Below are 15,823 nucleotides of genomic sequence, written 5' to 3' on the forward strand. Positions count from 1 at the left end.
GAGGATGCGACTATTCGGTTATTCCCACTCAATCGTCGCCGGCGGCTTCGACGTGATGTCGTACACGACGCGGTTGACGTTGTCGACTTCGTTAACGATACGCACGGAGATTTTCTCCAGCACGTCCCACGGAATTCGGGCCCAGTCCGCCGTCATCCCGTCAATGGACGTCACGGCGCGGATGCCGACGGTATAGGAGTAAGTGCGCGCGTCGCCCATTACGCCGACGCTCTTCATGTTCGGCAATGCCGTAAAGTACTGCCAAATCTCGCGATCGAGGCCCGCTTTGGCAATTTCGTCGCGCAGAATCGCATCCGATTCCCGTACGATCTCCAGCTTCTCTTCCGTCACTTCGCCGAGCACGCGAATCGCAAGCCCCGGTCCCGGGAACGGCTGGCGCCATACGATCGCCGCAGGCAGGCCGCATTCCTCGCCCACTTTGCGCACTTCGTCCTTAAACAGCGCTTTGAGCGGCTCGACGAGCTCGAATTTCATGTCTTCCGGTAAACCGCCGACGTTATGATGAGACTTGATCGTCTGTGCCGTTGCCGTGCCGCTTTCCACGATATCCGTGTACAGCGTGCCTTGCGCGAGGAATGCAAAGTCGTCAAACTGAGCCGATTCCTCTTCGAACACGCGGATGAATTCATTGCCGATAATTTTCCGTTTTTGCTCCGGATCGTCCACGCCGGTCAGCTTGCCGAGAAACCGTTCGCGAGCATCGATCTTGACGACCTTCATATCGAACTTGCCGACGAACGTCTCCATTACGCTCTCGGCTTCCCCCTTGCGAAGAAGGCCATGATCGATAAACATACATGTAAGCTGGTCGCCGATCGCCTTATGAATAAGCATCGCCACGACGGAGGAGTCTACGCCGCCGCTAAGCGCGCACAATACTTTCTTGTCGCCCACTTGATTGCGAATGTCGCGCACGGTGTCTTCGATGAACGTTGTCATGCTCCACGTCCCCTCGCAGCCGCACACTTGATACAGGAAATTGCGGATCATTTCGTTGCCGTACACAGAGTGGCGCACTTCCGGATGAAACTGAACCGCGAACATGCGGCGCTCCGGATGGCTCATCGCGGCGATCGGCGCATGCTCCGTGCTGGCGTCAACGACGAAACCGGCCGGCGGCTGAACGACCAGATCGCTGTGGCTCATCCATACCGTCTGTTTTTTGTCGAGCCCGTGCACCAAGCCGCAAGCATCGGCAAAATCGACCTCCGCTTTGCCGTACTCCCGCTTCGATGCCCGCTCCACTTTACCTTCCAGCTGATGGGCCATCATTTGCATGCCGTAGCAAATGCCAAAAATCGGCACGCCGATGTCATACACAGCCGGGTCAACCAGCGGCGAGTTCTCCCCGTATACGCTGGCAGGGCCTCCTGAGAAGATAATGCCTTTGGGCTGGAGCGCTTTGATTTTCTCAGCCGGCGTGTTGAAAGGAAGCAGTTCGCTATATACCCCCAGATCGCGGATGCGGCGCGCAATCAACTGGTTGTACTGTCCGCCAAAGTCGAGCACCACAATAATTTCATTCGGCTTGTCCATTGATAATTTTGATCCTCCTGATATTCGTTCGATTTCATAATGAACTATATTATAAGCTTACGATGGAGAAAGGGCAATGCGTCCCGGGGAAAAGTGTTGTCCATTCGGCAACAAATCGGCTTGTGGATTGTGAATAAACTGCACTTAGCTTTGGCGGATGCACACAAGGGATAACTCGCGCAATGTGCAGCATGCTGGGGATAAGTGTATAAATTAGAAAAGACAGGCCGACCATCCCAACAACAAACAGACGCTTACATCGCCTTGAAGAAGCATAAGGCCATGAAAGCGTCTTTCGCGTTGCAGATTCCCATCTCGAAACAACGGACGGTATAGCAACCCCTGGAATGCAAGGCGCAGCGATACGGCCGTGCTTGCTCTTGCATCCAAAAGGCCAATCCATTAAACGCAGCCGCAACGCGCTGCGTTTGAACTGGCGGTTGCGTGCAGCGGGCCGCGTCTTATTTGGCCCGCTTGAGCTTGGCCCACGCGGCCGACAGCTCGCGGCGCGTCACAAGCAGCGCTGCACGGTTCGGTTCAGCATAGCGCGATGCTTCGAGCAGCTCTGTCAACCGGAGCAGCTCCTCCCGCTTCGCTTCGCTGTCGACCTCGCGGGTGCCTGCGTACTCGCGCAGCGTCTGCTGCGGCTTCGCTTTCCCGTACACTCGCTGCAGCCGCCGCCATAGGCGGTCGCTGAAGCGAAGCAGCCGGTCCCGGCCATACCCGGAAGCCGCCAAGCCTTCAACAAGCGAACGCGGCGCCAAGTCCGTTCCGGAGCGGTCGGGTGCATGCGCTAGCCGCGTCCACAAGTGGACAACCGCCGCAAGTCCCAGAATCACAGCGACACCTAAGCCCCCGGCCGTCCACAAGGATACGCCCGCCAAGGCGTTCCGTATGCTGTCAGCCATCGACCGTAGCGATGAACGTGCGGCAGCAGCCACATGCTGCGCGGTAAATTTCGCCGACAGCATCGCTTGCTCCAGCTGGCGCTGCATAGCTTGAAACCGGGTTTCAGTTTGCGGCTCTGCGGCAGTAGCCACCACAGCAGACGGCTTGACTTGCGCTGCGCTGCCCGCCGCATAGCTCGGCGTAGGCTCGAATGTAACCCAGCCCGCGCCAGGGAAATATACCTCCGTCCACGCATGCGCATCCTTTTGCCGCACCTGCACCGTAAATGTGCTGCGCTCCCCCTCCGCTTCGACCGACAGCACCTCTCCGGGCGCAAAGCCCTTTACCCAGCGGGCCGGCACACCAACCGAACGCAGCAGGACCACCATGGCCGTCGAGAAATGGTCGCAGTAGCCCGCCATTTGCGTGAACAAGAAATGATCGACGAAATCTTCATCCGCCCCGGGCTCCCGGCTGTTCTCGAGATTATAAGCATAGTGCTCCTTCAAATACCGCTCGACCGCGATTGCCTTCGCATACGGCGTCTTCTCCTGACCTGCGATCGTCTCCCCCAGCTCCCTCACGCGCAGCGGCAGCGATTCGGGAAGCTGCAAGTACCGCTCGGCAATTTCCGCGCCGTACGGAAGCTCTGGCATTGTTTCAAGCTGCGAACGATCGGCCAGTACGAACGATTCAATGGTGTACGAAGCGAGCGGATCGGTTAGCACCGGAAGCGCGTAGCGGTCCGTCGCCGACTCCCGCCACACCCAGTCGGCCGGGATCGCCTTGCCGCTCGCCGCTTGCAGCGACGTCACCGATCGCAGCTCGCCGCCGGCAAACAGCTGCCGCGACAAATCGCCCGATTGGAGTCTCACTTGCTGAATCACCATTTCTTTCGCCAGTCCGCCGCCCGGAGACGAGAGCGGGGCCGCAGCGGCATTGGCATCAGCGCCCGCAGGTATGAAGGTGTTGTCCGCCGTCGCCCATCCTTTTCCCGTATAGACGCTTCTCGTCTCGCCACGCCAATACGTCAGCATCGTCGTCACCGCGGTGAATGCCGGTCGGTCGTCCGCCCGCAGCGGTCTCCCGAGCTCGGCGTCATCCGAGCTGTAGCCCGTAACGCCCCAGCGGGCGGAGCCGCCGTTTGCGAGGTACTGATCGGTCCAGGTGTGGCTCTGCAACCGGTTCTCCCACGCAGCGATATAACGGGACCAGTCCATCGCCTTCATGGCGGACGGGTGGAAGCCCGACCCCAGCCAGCCTACGGCCAGGCAGACAGCGGCAAACGCGACGCCGGCCATGAGCGATGAAGAACGGCCGGCCGAACGCTCCTCGGTATGGGCCGGTGCCGGGGAAGGTCCATGCCCGGCTCCGGCTTCATGCGCGTCCGCCTCCTCCTGCCACCGGGTCCAATACCCGCGCTGCAGGAGCGTCTGAAGCAGCAGGCCGATGCCGAACGCGCGCAGCATGGAGACGGAAGAATCGACAGCGAACACGAGCTGAATCAACACCAGGAAGGAACCGGTCAACATGAGAAACCAGAGCACCGACCGGCGCTCCAGCACAAACGATTGAACGACGGAGATGAAGAACGACCATCCCGTCAAAAACAGCAGCGTCCGCGTCGCCGGCTCCCACGCCGCCAAATGGCCCTGCAATCCTTCAACTACATCGGTCAGGAGCCCGCGACTCCATTCGCCCCACCAGTCTGCGGAGGGCAGCGCCTGTCCGTTATGCAGCCAAGCCGTAACTGCTACGATCCACAGCATCTTGGCCGGCCATACGAGCCAGGGGTTCCAGCGAAATGTATCGACGAGCACGAACACGCTGAACGCCATGACAAACGGACGGATGGAATACACTTCGGTGATGGCCACCAGCTCGCGCAGCGGATACAGCCACTCCAGCAGCACAAGCAGCAGCAGGCCCGACAGCAGCGCATCCGCAGCCAAGCGAGCGGGCGTCCGCGCAAAGTCACTCGCCGATGACGGCATAGCCTGCACCCCCTTGCCGCGGAGCAAACGCAGCGGTCGCGGCGCCTGCCGCGAACATCGTCACTCGGCAGCCGATCGCTTCAAGCTGCCGTTTCCAGCCGTGCACGGCGTCAGGCAGCGCCCGCCCCGGCTCGTGCACGAACACGACCTGCGCGGCGCCTCGGGGCAGCCCGCGCATCGCCGCCGGCAGCCGCGCATCGGCCCGGGCGGTGACGAGCGCTACCGCCTCGGCGTGCCGCCGCGTCTCGCGCCGCACGAGCGCGGCGAACGCGCCCGGGTCGCAGCCGCCCTGCGGCACCGCGGCCAGCGGCTGCAGCAGCTCAGGCAGCCGAGCCCGCCCTTGCGCCTCGGCGGCACTGCCCTGCGCGTCGCTGACGGCGAGGCGCACGCGCTGCCCGCGCTCCAGCCCGCGCCGGGCCAGACCGGCCGCGGCCTCCACCGCCGCCGCAAGCAGCGGGTCCGCCCACAGGGCGGCCCCTTCGCTGCCGCCGCTGCCTGCCGCGTCGAGCAGCACGAGCTGCCGCCCGCCCGCGGGCAGCTCCGTCTCCGTCGCGCGCAGCTCGCCCGTGCGCGCAGTGCTGCGCCAATGGATCCGTTTCAGCGGATCCCCGGGCGCATACGGACGCGTGCCGCTCACCTGCGGCACGGCAGGGTTCGCTGCCGGCGAAGCCGCTTTCCGCCCCCCCACGGGGGCCCCGGAAAGCCCGGCCGCCGCGGCAGGGCGGGGCAGCACCCACAGCTGCCCGCCGCCTGCGCTCCGGCGCTCCGCATGCAGGAGCCCGAGCGCTTCGGAGGCGCTCACAGTCAACGCCTCCCGCACATAGACGCCGCGGGGCAAGCCCGGCAGGCGAACCAATCGGGCGCCGGGCGCAAGTTCGCCGCGTACGACCGTGCGCACGCCCGTGCCTTGGTGCACCCACTGCTCCTCCCAATGGAGCCGGGCGCCCGGCAGCAGACGCGACGCTTCGCTCCAGAGCGCGGCGTAATGAACGCTCTCTCCGGCATAGCAGCGCCGTATCGGCCCCGCCTGCGAGGAAAGCCCCGCTTCCAATCGCGCAAGCCCGCGCTTCAAGGCGCCATAAGCGGCCAGCGCGTAGAGCGACAAGTAAGCGAAGCTGTAAAACAAAAACCACGCCGTCCGCCCGTCCCACTCGATTGCCCACCAGCCGGACACCGCGCATAAAACAACCAGCCCACCAATACAAACCAGGCTCCGCATGGCTCCCCCTTATCCCGCCGCATGGCGGCGAACCGGGACCGGCGCCGCCCCGACGAGCGAGGCGATTACCGACGAAGCGTCTTTGCCGGACATAAGCGCGGCGTCGCTCAGCAGCAGCCGGTGCGCGAGCACCGGCCCGGACAGCGCTTTTACATCGTCCGGGATCACGTAACTGCGCCCCTTCATCAAGGCTTGCGCCTGCGATGCCCGCATCAAGGCGACCGAAGCCCGGGGGCTGGCCCCGAGCGCGACATCCGGATGCGTACGGGTCGCGCCCGTCAGCTGAACGATATACTGTTTAATCGCTTCGTCGACATGTATCGCTCGCGCTTCTTTTTGCAGCGCGGCAAATTCCTCCTGAAGAACAACTGTTCGCACCTGCGAAAGCGGTGCCGCATCTCCCATTCGGCTGAGCATCTCGATCTCGTCGCGGGCGTCCGGATAACCGAGGCGCAGCTTGAGCGTGAACCGGTCGAGCTGTGCCTCCGGCAAGCCGAACGTGCCTTCAAAGTCCACCGGGTTTTGCGTGGCAAGAATAAAGAAAGGCTCCGGCAGCGGATACGTCGTCCCGTCCACCGTAATGCGTTTTTCCTCCATCGCCTCCAGCATGGCGGCCTGCGTCCGCGGGGAAGTCCGGTTCAGCTCGTCGGCAAGCACGATATTGCCGAGCAGCGGCCCCGGGCGAAACTCGAATTCTCCGGTTCGCTGGTTGTATACGGATACGCCGGTCAAATCCGAAGGGAGCAAATCGGGCGTGCATTGAATCCGTTTGAAGCTGCTGTCGATCGTCCTTGCGAGCGCCCGCACCAGCATCGTCTTACCGACGCCCGGGACGTCTTCAAGCAGCACGTGTCCGCCGCACAGCAGCGCCACCAGCAGCTTTTCGATCACGTCTCGTTTGCCGACGATCGCTTTCTCCACTTGATAAATAATGCGTTCCACAACCGTTTGCGGCTGATCCGACAAGAATGAGGGCATAGTCATCGTTCCGATACCTCCAAGCATCCATAATAGAATCATAGTCTTCTACTCTATGAATATAGTATGGACGTATCCTGGAGCTTTTAGACGCCTTCTCTCCCGCTTCCGGCCGATCCGCCTGACCGTTCGTTACACGCTGAACCAGGGCAGCGCATAGCCTCGCCGCTGCGCAATACGTACCTCCGCCCCGCCTTGCCCGTCATCCATCGTATAAGCGGCAATCGCATCGCCGAGCCACTCGACCGTGCTGCGCAAAGGAACATACATCGTCCCGTCGATCAATTCCATATCCGGGAGAGCCACACGTTTCACTGCAGCATGTGTATCAGCAGCGCTGTGGCTTGGCCGCGGCGAACCGACGCGCAGCTCATGACGGCTCCAATCGTATTCCAATGTATAGAGTCCGTAAGCGATCTGAGCCGTACGCCGTTCTCCCAGCCACTCAATCTTCGCCCCCATCGCCTCCCCCAGCTTGCGCAGCGGCACGATGTAGGCGCCGTTATGAAGCCGGAATTCACCTTTTTCCAGCGTCAACGCGCGTCCGTCCATTCGGATCGTCAGCTTTTCCGCTCCTCCCGCGTCTTCAGGCGCGAGGCCGGCAGAGGCGATCGCCGTCGGCGGAGGAAGTTCAGTCTCCATCCCGGGTTCCGTACCGCCGTCTTCCTGCAGCCCGCCCCATACGATATGCTGGTGCTCCGACGCTGCGGAAACGAACTTCTCAAACCCTTGCTCGCTAACGGACCGGGACCATTTCGGCTTGCCGTTCGAGAAGTGAATCGGTTTCACTTGTGGAGACAATACTTCGAATTGATAGCCTTTCGATTTGAACAGCGCAATGATTTGCGGCAGCGCCTTCACCGTTTCGCCGTGGCCGGAGCTGTCATGCATGAGCACGACAACTTCATGGCGGAACGGCCCTTTGGCCACCGTCTGCACAATTTCTTTAGCCGGGACGCCGACGCGGGCAGAATCGCCGCTATCTATATTCCAATCATAGATTTCATATCCCGCCTGATCCAAATAGTAGAAGTAGAACGGGTCAAAATTGCCGAACGTGCCTCCAGGCGCCCGTACCATGCGAGGACGGATCCCCGCCGCATCCTCCACCGCCTGCTCTGTCCGCTGAATTTGCTCCCAGAACACGCTGAAATCCGAATACAGCTCTTTATACACGTGATTATACGTATGATTGCCAATCGCATGCCCTTCCTGAACGATGCGGCGCGCCAGCTCCGGCCGCGCCTTCACCTGTTCGCCGAGCACGAAGAACGTGCCTTTCACGTCCTCTTCTCTCAATATATCAAGCACCTGAGGCGTCTGTTTGCTTGGACCGTCGTCAAAGGTCAAATACACCGTCGGCTTCTCCGGCGTGACGTAGCTTTTCTCCGTCTCCACGCGCTGCCCCGATTTCAGCGCTGCATACACGTCGCTCCCGCCGGCGCCCGCCGGGGCTTGCGCCCATGCCGCTTCGTGGCCTATCGATAGGAACAGCAGAGGAATGCAGAATACCCAGACCCATTTCCGCATGAGCTGACTCATTATACCGTTCGGTCGTCCGTCGTTCATCATCAGGAAATCCCTCCGCATATTCTATTAGGTTATGAATTTATGAATTTTAATAGAATATATGAGAGAAACGGCCCGGTTATGCCAAAAAAACGCAAGCCCCCAGAGGAGACTTGCGCGATGCCGACAAGGCAGCGTTATATGGATTTTACGGCTTGCAATACTTTATCTACGTGGCCTTTCACGCGAATATTGCGCCACTCCTTGACCAGGACCCCCCGCTCGTCGATCAGGAACGTCGACCGGACGACGCCCATGTACTCCCGGCCGTACAGCTTCTTTTGCTTCCATACGTCGAAGAGATGGCAGACGGCCAAGTCCGGGTCGGATAAAAGCAGGAATGGCAGCTCATATTTTGCAGCGAATCGATTATGCGAGGCAACGTCGTCCGGACTGATGCCGATGACGGTCGTATGCCACTCCTCGAACTGCCCGTTATAATCGCGGAACGAGCAAGCCTCGTCCGTGCAGGTCGGGGTATCATCCGTCGGGTAAAAGTAGATGACGACTTTCCGCCCCCGCAGCCGGCTCAGCGAGAACGATGCCTCGCCTCCAGCCTGTAATGAAAAGTCCGGGACGGGCTGTCCGATTTGGACCGTTTCCATGATCATGTCAACTCCTGTATTTCGAGAAAGTCCCGTTATCGTTTGTACGGACATTATACCTATAACAGGCGGCATGTACAAACGGTAGGTATGCCAAAGAGACCGCCCTGCTGCCCGCGGTCTCCGTTGCTAGTAGATAGCTTGCTATTTCTTATGAATGAAATCTTGAATCGAAGGCGAGAGTTCATCCTTCAGTTTGGCGATCAGCTGTTCTTCGGAGATGCCTTTGCCCGCGGCGAACTCGGCAATCGACTGCCCGTCGCCAATTGCTTGCTTCAGTTCTTTTTTGTTTGCGCCCAGCACCGCTGCGAGCGCCTCCAGCTTCGGCGTGTATCCGAGATGCAGGCCGCTAACCTTGGAAGATCCGTCGCTCGTTGGATCCTGATACCCCGCCGTGCTGAATGCCCGCTGCGCGCCATCGGCAATCCGCTGTTTCAGCTTCGCCGCTTCACTGGAACTGATACTATGGTCGCTCAGCGCCTGATCGACAGGCTGCTCCATCGATTTCACAAGCTGCTCCTTCAATTCGGAGGCATGCAAGCCGTGCTCGGAAGCAATTTCCATGATCGATTTGCCGTTTTTCAGCTCGCCGTTCACTGTCTCGGAGGTCAAGTGCAGCAGTTCCGCAGCCGAAGGCACAATCGCCCGCAGTCCCTGACTGACTTGCTTCTTGGCCGGCACCGCCGGCGCGGAAGATTCCGAGGACGTAGATTCGTCCCCTCCGTCGTCATCGGCAAAAGCTTGATGCGTCCATCCTCCGAATCCTCCGAACAATACGGCTGTCGCTACGGCGCCGGCGATCCATTTGCCTTTCCAAGTGTTGTTCATGGTCTCTCCACCTTATCCTCGATTGGAAGCTGTCCCCGCCGATCACGATTTCCCGTTTCGCCAGGCCGCTTCGTTTGTGTATGTATTGCCGCTTACAGTTCCAAGTATAAAATCGAATTATGAACGAAGTTTTACGCTAACCTTAGGGCGAGATAAAAGGTTGCTTAAAATAACTTTAATTTAACCAACGGTTAATTAAATGAAGGTTTCTGCACCTAAAAAAAGCCTTGCCGCGGATCATCCGCAGCAAAGCTTATCAATCCAAGCGATCATTGTTTTCGTTCGGAAACAATTTCCCTCGCCTCTTCCTACGACCCGGCTCCCCGGTACCGTTTCACGCCGATGTTCCAGATGACGAGCGCTCCCGTCAGAAAGACAAGGCCGACCGCCGGCGTGAGCAGTGCAAACATTCCCCAGTTGGCTCGATCAAGGAAATAGGCGGCCGGGTAAAAGCCGACGAAGCCGAACGGCAAAATCCATGTCAGCATGATCTTCAACATACTGTTGTAGATTGTGACGGGATACCTGCCGTAGTTTTGCAAATTCCACATTAGCGCGAGAATGCCCGTCGGCGCATCCGAGTAAAACGAAAGCGACGTAAAGAAAATGTAGACGCCCCCGTAAATCATGATCGAACCGAGAACCAGCAGCACGAAAACGAGCGGATCATACCACATCAGGCTCAGATCCAGCTGACTCCAGGAGTACGCCATAATGAGCAGCCCGACCAAGGCGCTGAACAGCGACGACGGGTCCATATTTTCCAGCATCAACTGTACGAGATTATGCGCCGGCCTCGTCAGGATGCGGTCCATCTCGCCTTTGACGATATACCGCTCGCTAAAGCCCCATAGATTGAAAAAAGTAATAAACAAGCCGTACGGCACCATAAAATAACCGTAAATGAACATGATTTGCTGCTCGTTCCAATTCCCGATCGCTGCCGTATGCTGGAACACGACCAGTATAAAAAACAAGTTGAGCCCATTAAACAGCAGGTCCGACAAAATTTCGATCCAGAAGTCGGAACGGTACGTCAGCCGCGTCTTCATGTAGTTTTTCAAGTAATCGGCAAGCAAGCCCGCATAAAACATCCGCCTCAACCTCCTTGTACGAACAGCCGCGTGCGGGCGCTGCGCCACAGCACAAACAGCGGAATGATGAGCAGCGCAAACCAGACGAGCTGCGTCGCGAACACGCCGTATACCGCGCTTCCTGCCACTTTCCCCGTAAACACGGAGCCCGGCAAATACGTAATCGCCGGAAACGGCAGCAGCTTCATGAGCCCTTCCGCCCAACCCGGAAAGAAGGACATCGGCACGACAAGCCCGGAGAACAAATCGACGGCGACCCGCTTCATCCGCATCATGCCCTCGTTGTTTTCAAGGAAGAAGGCGAACAGCCCGGTAATAATGTTAATCTGCGAATTGATCAGGAAGCTGAAGAACAGCATGATCAGGAAAATGATCCATACTTTCGGGTCAGTCGGCAGCTCGACATGGAACAGCAGCGTCACGATCACCATGCCCGGCGTCGAGAACAGCAGGAACCGGAACAGCCCTTCGCCGAGCCCCTGCATCATTTTGACGATAATATAGTTGTACGGTCGAATGAATTGCGTAGCCACGCTGCCGTCCTTAATCTCACTGGCAATCTCCCGGTCCAGGTTATTGAAATAAAACGCCCGCGCCATCCAGGAAACGGCCACATATGTCGTCATCTGCGTGACGGTCATGCCGCCGAGCAGCTCCTTCGAGCCGTAGATCGCCTTCCATAAAAAATAGTACGCTCCGATATTCAGCGCATAAATGATAATTCCGCTATAATAATTGACGCGGTATGCCAGCATCATCAGGAAGCGCATGCGAATGATTTCCACGTAAGCGCTAAGCACGCACAGTCACTTCCCGTTCTTCTGTAAGTTCTTTCTTCACCTCGGCCGAACCGGTCTTATAAATTTCGCGAACGATATCGTCGGTATTCGTCTCGACAATTTTGATATCTTCGATATTCATCACCCCAACCACGCGGCTCAGCACTTCCGATACGCCCACGCCTTGCTGAGGAATCCACACTTTGGCCGTGCGGTCCGTTTCCGCCGACCAGCTCACTTCCAGCCCGCGGGTCAGCTCCTGCAGACGGAACAGCGAGACCGACTCCGGAAACCGGAGAATGACTTCCTTGCCTTTGCCCCAGCGGGCCTTGAGCTCTTCCAGCCCTCCGTCGTATATAATGTTCCCGTCATCCAGCATAATGACCCGCGAGCAGAGCGCCTCAATGTCCTGCAGGTCATGCGTCGTCAGCAAAATCGTCGTCCCGTAGCGGGCGTTCATCGATTTCAAAAACTCGCGTATTTCCGTCTTGACCACAATATCGAGTCCGATCGTAGGCTCGTCCAGAAACAAGATTTGCGGATTATGCAGCAGCGAAGCGGCGAGCTCGCAGCGCATCCGCTGTCCGAGACTGAGCTTGCGCACCGGTCGGTTCAGCAGCTCGCCCAGGTGCAGACGTTCCACCAATTCATCCAGCCGTTCCTTATAATCGGTCTCGGATACGCGATATACCTTTTTGAGCAGCTGAAACGATTCGATCACGCCGATATCCCACCACAACTGGCTCCGCTGCCCGAAAACGACGCCGATCCCTTGAACGAATTTCTCCCGCTCCTTATGCGGAATATACCCGTTCACCCGAATGTCGCCTGCCGTCGGAACAAGGATGCCGGTCAGCATTTTAATCGTTGTCGATTTGCCTGCGCCGTTCTCGCCGATATAGCCGCAAATTTCGCCCTGCGGGATTTGAAAGCTGATGTCTTTAACCGCCGTAACCTGGTTATACTCTCGATTAAACAGATCGCGAATGGCGCCTTTCAAGCCCTCCCGATTTTTTTGTACTTTGAATTGTTTGCGAAGTCGATGTACGTCGATAGCCAGCATAATTTCTCAGGTTCCTCCTGTCGTAAATTGCCGAAGCTTGCAGGCATGAAGCGAATCATCTTATAATGAACTGTACAGAAAAAGTTTCCTTCCATTCCGTACGCATGTTTTTCTACCATTGTCAAAACCTATACACGTTATCATACACGAACCGTCCCCATTGGAAAAGCAAGCGATACGACAAGAAAGGATGGGATATTTATGGCTCGGACGTTCAAATGGTTTTTTATCATGCTCGGCTTGGCTTTGATCGCGGGTATCGGTTATTTTACATATTCGTTCCTCCATTTTGCAAATAACATTCAAAGCCGACCGGAAACGACAAAATTCGGAGGAATCACCGCCAAGCAAATCGGCATGACCGAGGTGTACACTCCGCCCAAGTGGGAAGGGAAGCAGCGGGTGAACATATTGCTGCTCGGCGGCGACTCGCGAGGGCTGAAGAAGAATGAAGTACCGCGTTCCGACTCCATTATGGTCGCTTCCATCGATCCGGTAACGAAGAAGGCGTACTTGTTCTCCATCCTGCGCGATACGTATGTGAAGATTCCAGGGCATGGCGACGACCGGATTAATACGGCGCTGGCCATCGGCGGACCGAATTTGGCGGCTCGCACCGTCAGCGATCTGATGGGTATCCCGATTCAATATTACGTGTATACCGATTTCAAAGGCTTCATCGCGCTGGTCGACGCCATCGGCGGAATCGATCTGGACGTCGAGAAGGACATGAAATACAAAGACTCCGAAGACGGACACGAGTACGATATTAATTTGAAAAAAGGCATGCAGCATCTGGACGGCAAAACTGCGCTGCAGTACGTGCGCTTCCGCCATGACGCGCTGAGCGATTTCGCAAGAACGGAGCGGCAGCGGAAGTTTCTGCAAGCCGTTGCGCTCAAGATGCAGACGACCGGCTCGCTCATCCGCTTACCGAAGGTGCTGAACAGCATCGACCCGTACATCGAGACGAACTTAACGACGACCGATATGCTCAAGCTCGGTTCTCTCGGCTTCGAAGCGAAGACGGAAGGCATGGTCAGCCAGCAGATCCCGCCGTCGGAGCTGCTCGTCGAGAAACGAGTCGGCGGCGCCGAGGTGCTGTCCGTCAACCGCGACAAGCTGCAAGCTTTCGTGAAGGCGCTGTTTGAAGGGCTCGATCCGAACGCTCCGGCGGAGAAGTCGCAGCCGAGCAAGACGACAACGAGCGCGGGCGGAAGCAACACGGGAAGCACGGCTTCGTATAAGAAATAAGCGGCGGTTCCCGAATTCTTCACAAGCGCGATGTCCAACATGCGTTCTGGTGCTGCATCAGGCGTCGCCCGTTCCATTGCCCGTGTGAGGAAGGGATCGGGCGTCCGCCTGCGAAATATAGCGTGAATAGGGTCACAATAAACGGAGAGCGGCCGCTCTCCGTTTATTGTTTGTTTTCCAAGCGGGACGCAATTCTTTATAATACATGGAGAGACACATTCCAATCGAACGGCAAAAGAAGGTACGACCAGCGACATTCCTGCGCAAGGCGCAGCAGCCGTGTCCGTGACCCAACACCGAATATGAAAGCTATGGAGGAGATACATATGACTTTGCAGAACCAGCGATCCGAAGCATTATACAAGGAAGCGCTCGAACATATCGTGGGCGGCGTCAACAGCCCGTCCCGCTCGTTCAAAGCCGTCGGCGGCGGCGCGCCCGTATTCATGAAGCGCGGGCAAGGCGCCTACTTCTGGGATGAAGACGGCAACCGCTACATCGACTATCTCGCCGCCTACGGCCCGATCATCCTTGGCCATGCGCACCCGCATGTCACGGCCGCGATTTGCCGCGCCGCGGAGAACGGCACACTGTACGGCACGCCGACGGAGCTGGAGATCGAGTTCGCCCGCATGCTGAAGGAGGCCACCCCTTCGCTCGACAAGGTGCGCTTCGTCAACTCGGGCACGGAGGCGGTCATGTCGACGATCCGCGTCGCCCGCGCCTATACGGGCCGCAACAAGATCATCAAGTTCTCCGGCTGCTACCACGGCCACTCCGATCTGGTGCTCGTGGCCGCGGGCTCCGGCCCGTCCACGCTCGGCATCCCGGACAGCGCCGGAATCCCGGTCAGCATCGCGCACGAGGTCATCACCGTGCCTTACAACGATCTCGGTGCGCTCGACGAGGCGCTCGCGCGCTGGGGCCAAGACGTGGCCGCGGTCATGGTCGAGCCCATCGTCGGCAACTTCGGCATGGTCATGCCGAAGCCGGGCTTCCTCGAAGGGCTGTGCGCCGCCGCGCGCCGCAACGGCTCCCTCGTCATCTACGACGAGGTGATCACCGCGTTCCGGTTCCATTACGGAACGGTACAGACATTCGATGGCCTGCCTTCGGGCACCGACCTCGCGGCCATCGAGCCGGACCTAACGGCCCTGGGCAAAATTATCGGCGGCGGACTGCCGATCGGGGCTTACGGGGGCCGCAAGGACATTATGGCGCAGGTGGCGCCGCTCGGCCCGGCTTATCAGGCCGGCACGATGGCGGGCAACCCTGCGTCGATCTCCGCAGGCATCGCGTGCCTGCAGGTGCTGCAAGAGCCGGGGACGTACGCCAGGCTTGACCAGCTCGGCGCGGCACTCGAAGCCGGGCTGGCGGACGCGGCGCGAAAGCACGGCATCGCGCTGACGATTAACCGCATCCGAGGGGCGTTGTCCACCCACTTCTGCGACCATCCCGTGACCAATTACGAAGAAGCGCAGCAAACCGACGGCGAGCAGTTCGCGCAATTTTTCCGGCTCATGCTGGAGCAAGGCATCTGCCTCGCTCCGTCGAAGTACGAAGCTTGGTTTACGACGCTCGCCCACACCGAGGAAGATATCGCCGTCACAATCGAAGCCGCCGGCCGCGCATTCGCGGCGATGGCTCAATAAAACGTTATTTTATGGAAAGCGCCCGGTTTTGTCCCTTGCGACAACGGGCGCTTTTCAAGCTTATAAATTCCGTTTATCACTCAAATCACGAACTATTATCGGACAATATTAAAATTTCGTTCGTCTTTAACAAACCGCGCTGTTATGCATAAAAATTGGTTTTATTCACCAGTTATGCACAATAGATAGCGCTTACATCGTTAGAATCCCTGTAAAGTTCTATTGTATCGTCGAAAATTTCATGTTATTCTATTAATACTTTTTCAAGTAATAAAATCGGCTCTATTGTAAGGTTTACAAGCCATGTGAGCTTTGAAAGGCGAGTGCTTGTCAGGACGAACCG

The 15,823-nt window shown here is 58.1% G+C and carries 12 protein-coding genes; 2 read left to right on the forward strand and 10 right to left on the reverse strand.

Translation table 11 applies throughout. The annotated features are described in order from the left end of the window. Positions 1-18: 18 nt before the first annotated feature. From guaA to KXG62_RS28610, 10 genes are all read right to left on the reverse strand, one after another. Positions 19-1,557, reverse strand: a complete 1,539-nt coding sequence (gene guaA, locus KXG62_RS28565; protein ID WP_218095432.1) for a glutamine-hydrolyzing GMP synthase — start codon at positions 1,555-1,557, stop codon at positions 19-21. A gap of 461 nt (positions 1,558-2,018) precedes the next feature. Continuing rightward, entirely contained in the window at positions 2,019-4,439 is a 2,421-nt protein-coding gene (locus KXG62_RS28570) for a transglutaminase-like domain-containing protein (RefSeq protein WP_218095433.1), read from the reverse strand. Further along, positions 4,420-5,658: a DUF58 domain-containing protein gene (locus tag KXG62_RS28575; protein WP_218095434.1), complete on the reverse strand. Its 1,239-nt coding sequence runs from the start codon at positions 5,656-5,658 to the stop codon at positions 4,420-4,422. Before KXG62_RS28575 ends, KXG62_RS28570 begins: the two co-directional genes overlap by 20 nt. Positions 5,659-5,667: 9 nt before the next feature. Continuing rightward, on the reverse strand, positions 5,668-6,636 hold the full coding sequence (locus KXG62_RS28580) for an AAA family ATPase (RefSeq protein ID WP_425517385.1): 969 nt from the start codon (positions 6,634-6,636) through the stop codon (positions 5,668-5,670). Between the two features lie 132 nt (positions 6,637-6,768). Further along, positions 6,769-8,208 carry a polysaccharide deacetylase family protein gene (locus KXG62_RS28585; RefSeq protein WP_246627680.1) on the reverse strand — a complete coding sequence of 480 codons (1,440 nt, stop codon included), beginning with the start codon at positions 8,206-8,208 and terminating at the stop codon, positions 6,769-6,771. 134 nt (positions 8,209-8,342) lie between these two features. Next, positions 8,343-8,810, reverse strand: a complete 468-nt coding sequence (locus tag KXG62_RS28590) for a peroxiredoxin (RefSeq protein WP_218095437.1) — start codon at positions 8,808-8,810, stop codon at positions 8,343-8,345. 144 nt (positions 8,811-8,954) lie between these two features. After that, entirely contained in the window at positions 8,955-9,638 is a 684-nt protein-coding gene (locus KXG62_RS28595; RefSeq protein WP_218095438.1) for a hypothetical protein, read from the reverse strand. A gap of 308 nt (positions 9,639-9,946) precedes the next feature. Beyond that, positions 9,947-10,732 (reverse strand): ABC transporter permease, encoded by a 786-nt coding sequence (locus KXG62_RS28600; protein WP_218095439.1) that lies wholly within the window; start codon positions 10,730-10,732, stop codon positions 9,947-9,949. A 5-nt stretch (positions 10,733-10,737) separates the two neighbouring features. Beyond that, positions 10,738-11,532 carry an ABC transporter permease gene (locus KXG62_RS28605; RefSeq protein WP_218095440.1) on the reverse strand — a complete coding sequence of 265 codons (795 nt, stop codon included), beginning with the start codon at positions 11,530-11,532 and terminating at the stop codon, positions 10,738-10,740. Further along, positions 11,525-12,574: an ABC transporter ATP-binding protein gene (locus KXG62_RS28610; protein WP_218095441.1), complete on the reverse strand. Its 1,050-nt coding sequence runs from the start codon at positions 12,572-12,574 to the stop codon at positions 11,525-11,527. The genes KXG62_RS28605 and KXG62_RS28610 overlap by 8 nt, the downstream gene beginning before the upstream one ends. A 201-nt stretch (positions 12,575-12,775) precedes the next feature. Between KXG62_RS28610 and KXG62_RS28615 the strand changes: the two genes are divergently transcribed. Then, positions 12,776-13,828: an LCP family protein gene (locus KXG62_RS28615; protein ID WP_218095442.1), complete on the forward strand. Its 1,053-nt coding sequence runs from the start codon at positions 12,776-12,778 to the stop codon at positions 13,826-13,828. A 326-nt stretch (positions 13,829-14,154) separates the two neighbouring features. Next, positions 14,155-15,480 carry a glutamate-1-semialdehyde 2,1-aminomutase gene (locus KXG62_RS28620; protein ID WP_218095448.1) on the forward strand — a complete coding sequence of 442 codons (1,326 nt, stop codon included), beginning with the start codon at positions 14,155-14,157 and terminating at the stop codon, positions 15,478-15,480. Positions 15,481-15,823: the final 343 nt, after the last annotated feature.

It is taken from the genome of Paenibacillus solanacearum (genome assembly GCF_910593845.1).
Taxonomy (GTDB): Bacteria; Bacillota; Bacilli; order Paenibacillales; family NBRC-103111; genus Paenibacillus_G; species Paenibacillus_G solanacearum.

Excerpts from the sequence above, each read along its gene's own strand:
- guaA (WP_218095432.1), bottom strand. The coding sequence starts at position 1,557 with ATGGACAAGCCGAATGAAATTATTGTGGTGCTCGACTTTGGCGGACAG.
- KXG62_RS28570 (WP_218095433.1), bottom strand. The coding sequence starts at position 4,439 with ATGCCGTCATCGGCGAGTGACTTTGCGCGGACGCCCGCTCGCTTGGCT.
- KXG62_RS28575 (WP_218095434.1), bottom strand. The coding sequence starts at position 5,658 with ATGCGGAGCCTGGTTTGTATTGGTGGGCTGGTTGTTTTATGCGCGGTG.
- KXG62_RS28580 (WP_425517385.1), bottom strand. The coding sequence starts at position 6,636 with ATGCCCTCATTCTTGTCGGATCAGCCGCAAACGGTTGTGGAACGCATT.
- KXG62_RS28585 (WP_246627680.1), bottom strand. The coding sequence starts at position 8,208 with ATGATGAACGACGGACGACCGAACGGTATAATGAGTCAGCTCATGCGG.
- KXG62_RS28590 (WP_218095437.1), bottom strand. The coding sequence starts at position 8,810 with ATGGAAACGGTCCAAATCGGACAGCCCGTCCCGGACTTTTCATTACAG.
- KXG62_RS28595 (WP_218095438.1), bottom strand. The coding sequence starts at position 9,638 with ATGAACAACACTTGGAAAGGCAAATGGATCGCCGGCGCCGTAGCGACA.
- KXG62_RS28600 (WP_218095439.1), bottom strand. The coding sequence starts at position 10,732 with ATGTTTTATGCGGGCTTGCTTGCCGATTACTTGAAAAACTACATGAAG.
- KXG62_RS28610 (WP_218095441.1), bottom strand. The coding sequence starts at position 12,574 with ATGCTGGCTATCGACGTACATCGACTTCGCAAACAATTCAAAGTACAA.
- KXG62_RS28615 (WP_218095442.1), top strand. The coding sequence starts at position 12,776 with ATGGCTCGGACGTTCAAATGGTTTTTTATCATGCTCGGCTTGGCTTTG.
- KXG62_RS28620 (WP_218095448.1), top strand. The coding sequence starts at position 14,155 with ATGACTTTGCAGAACCAGCGATCCGAAGCATTATACAAGGAAGCGCTC.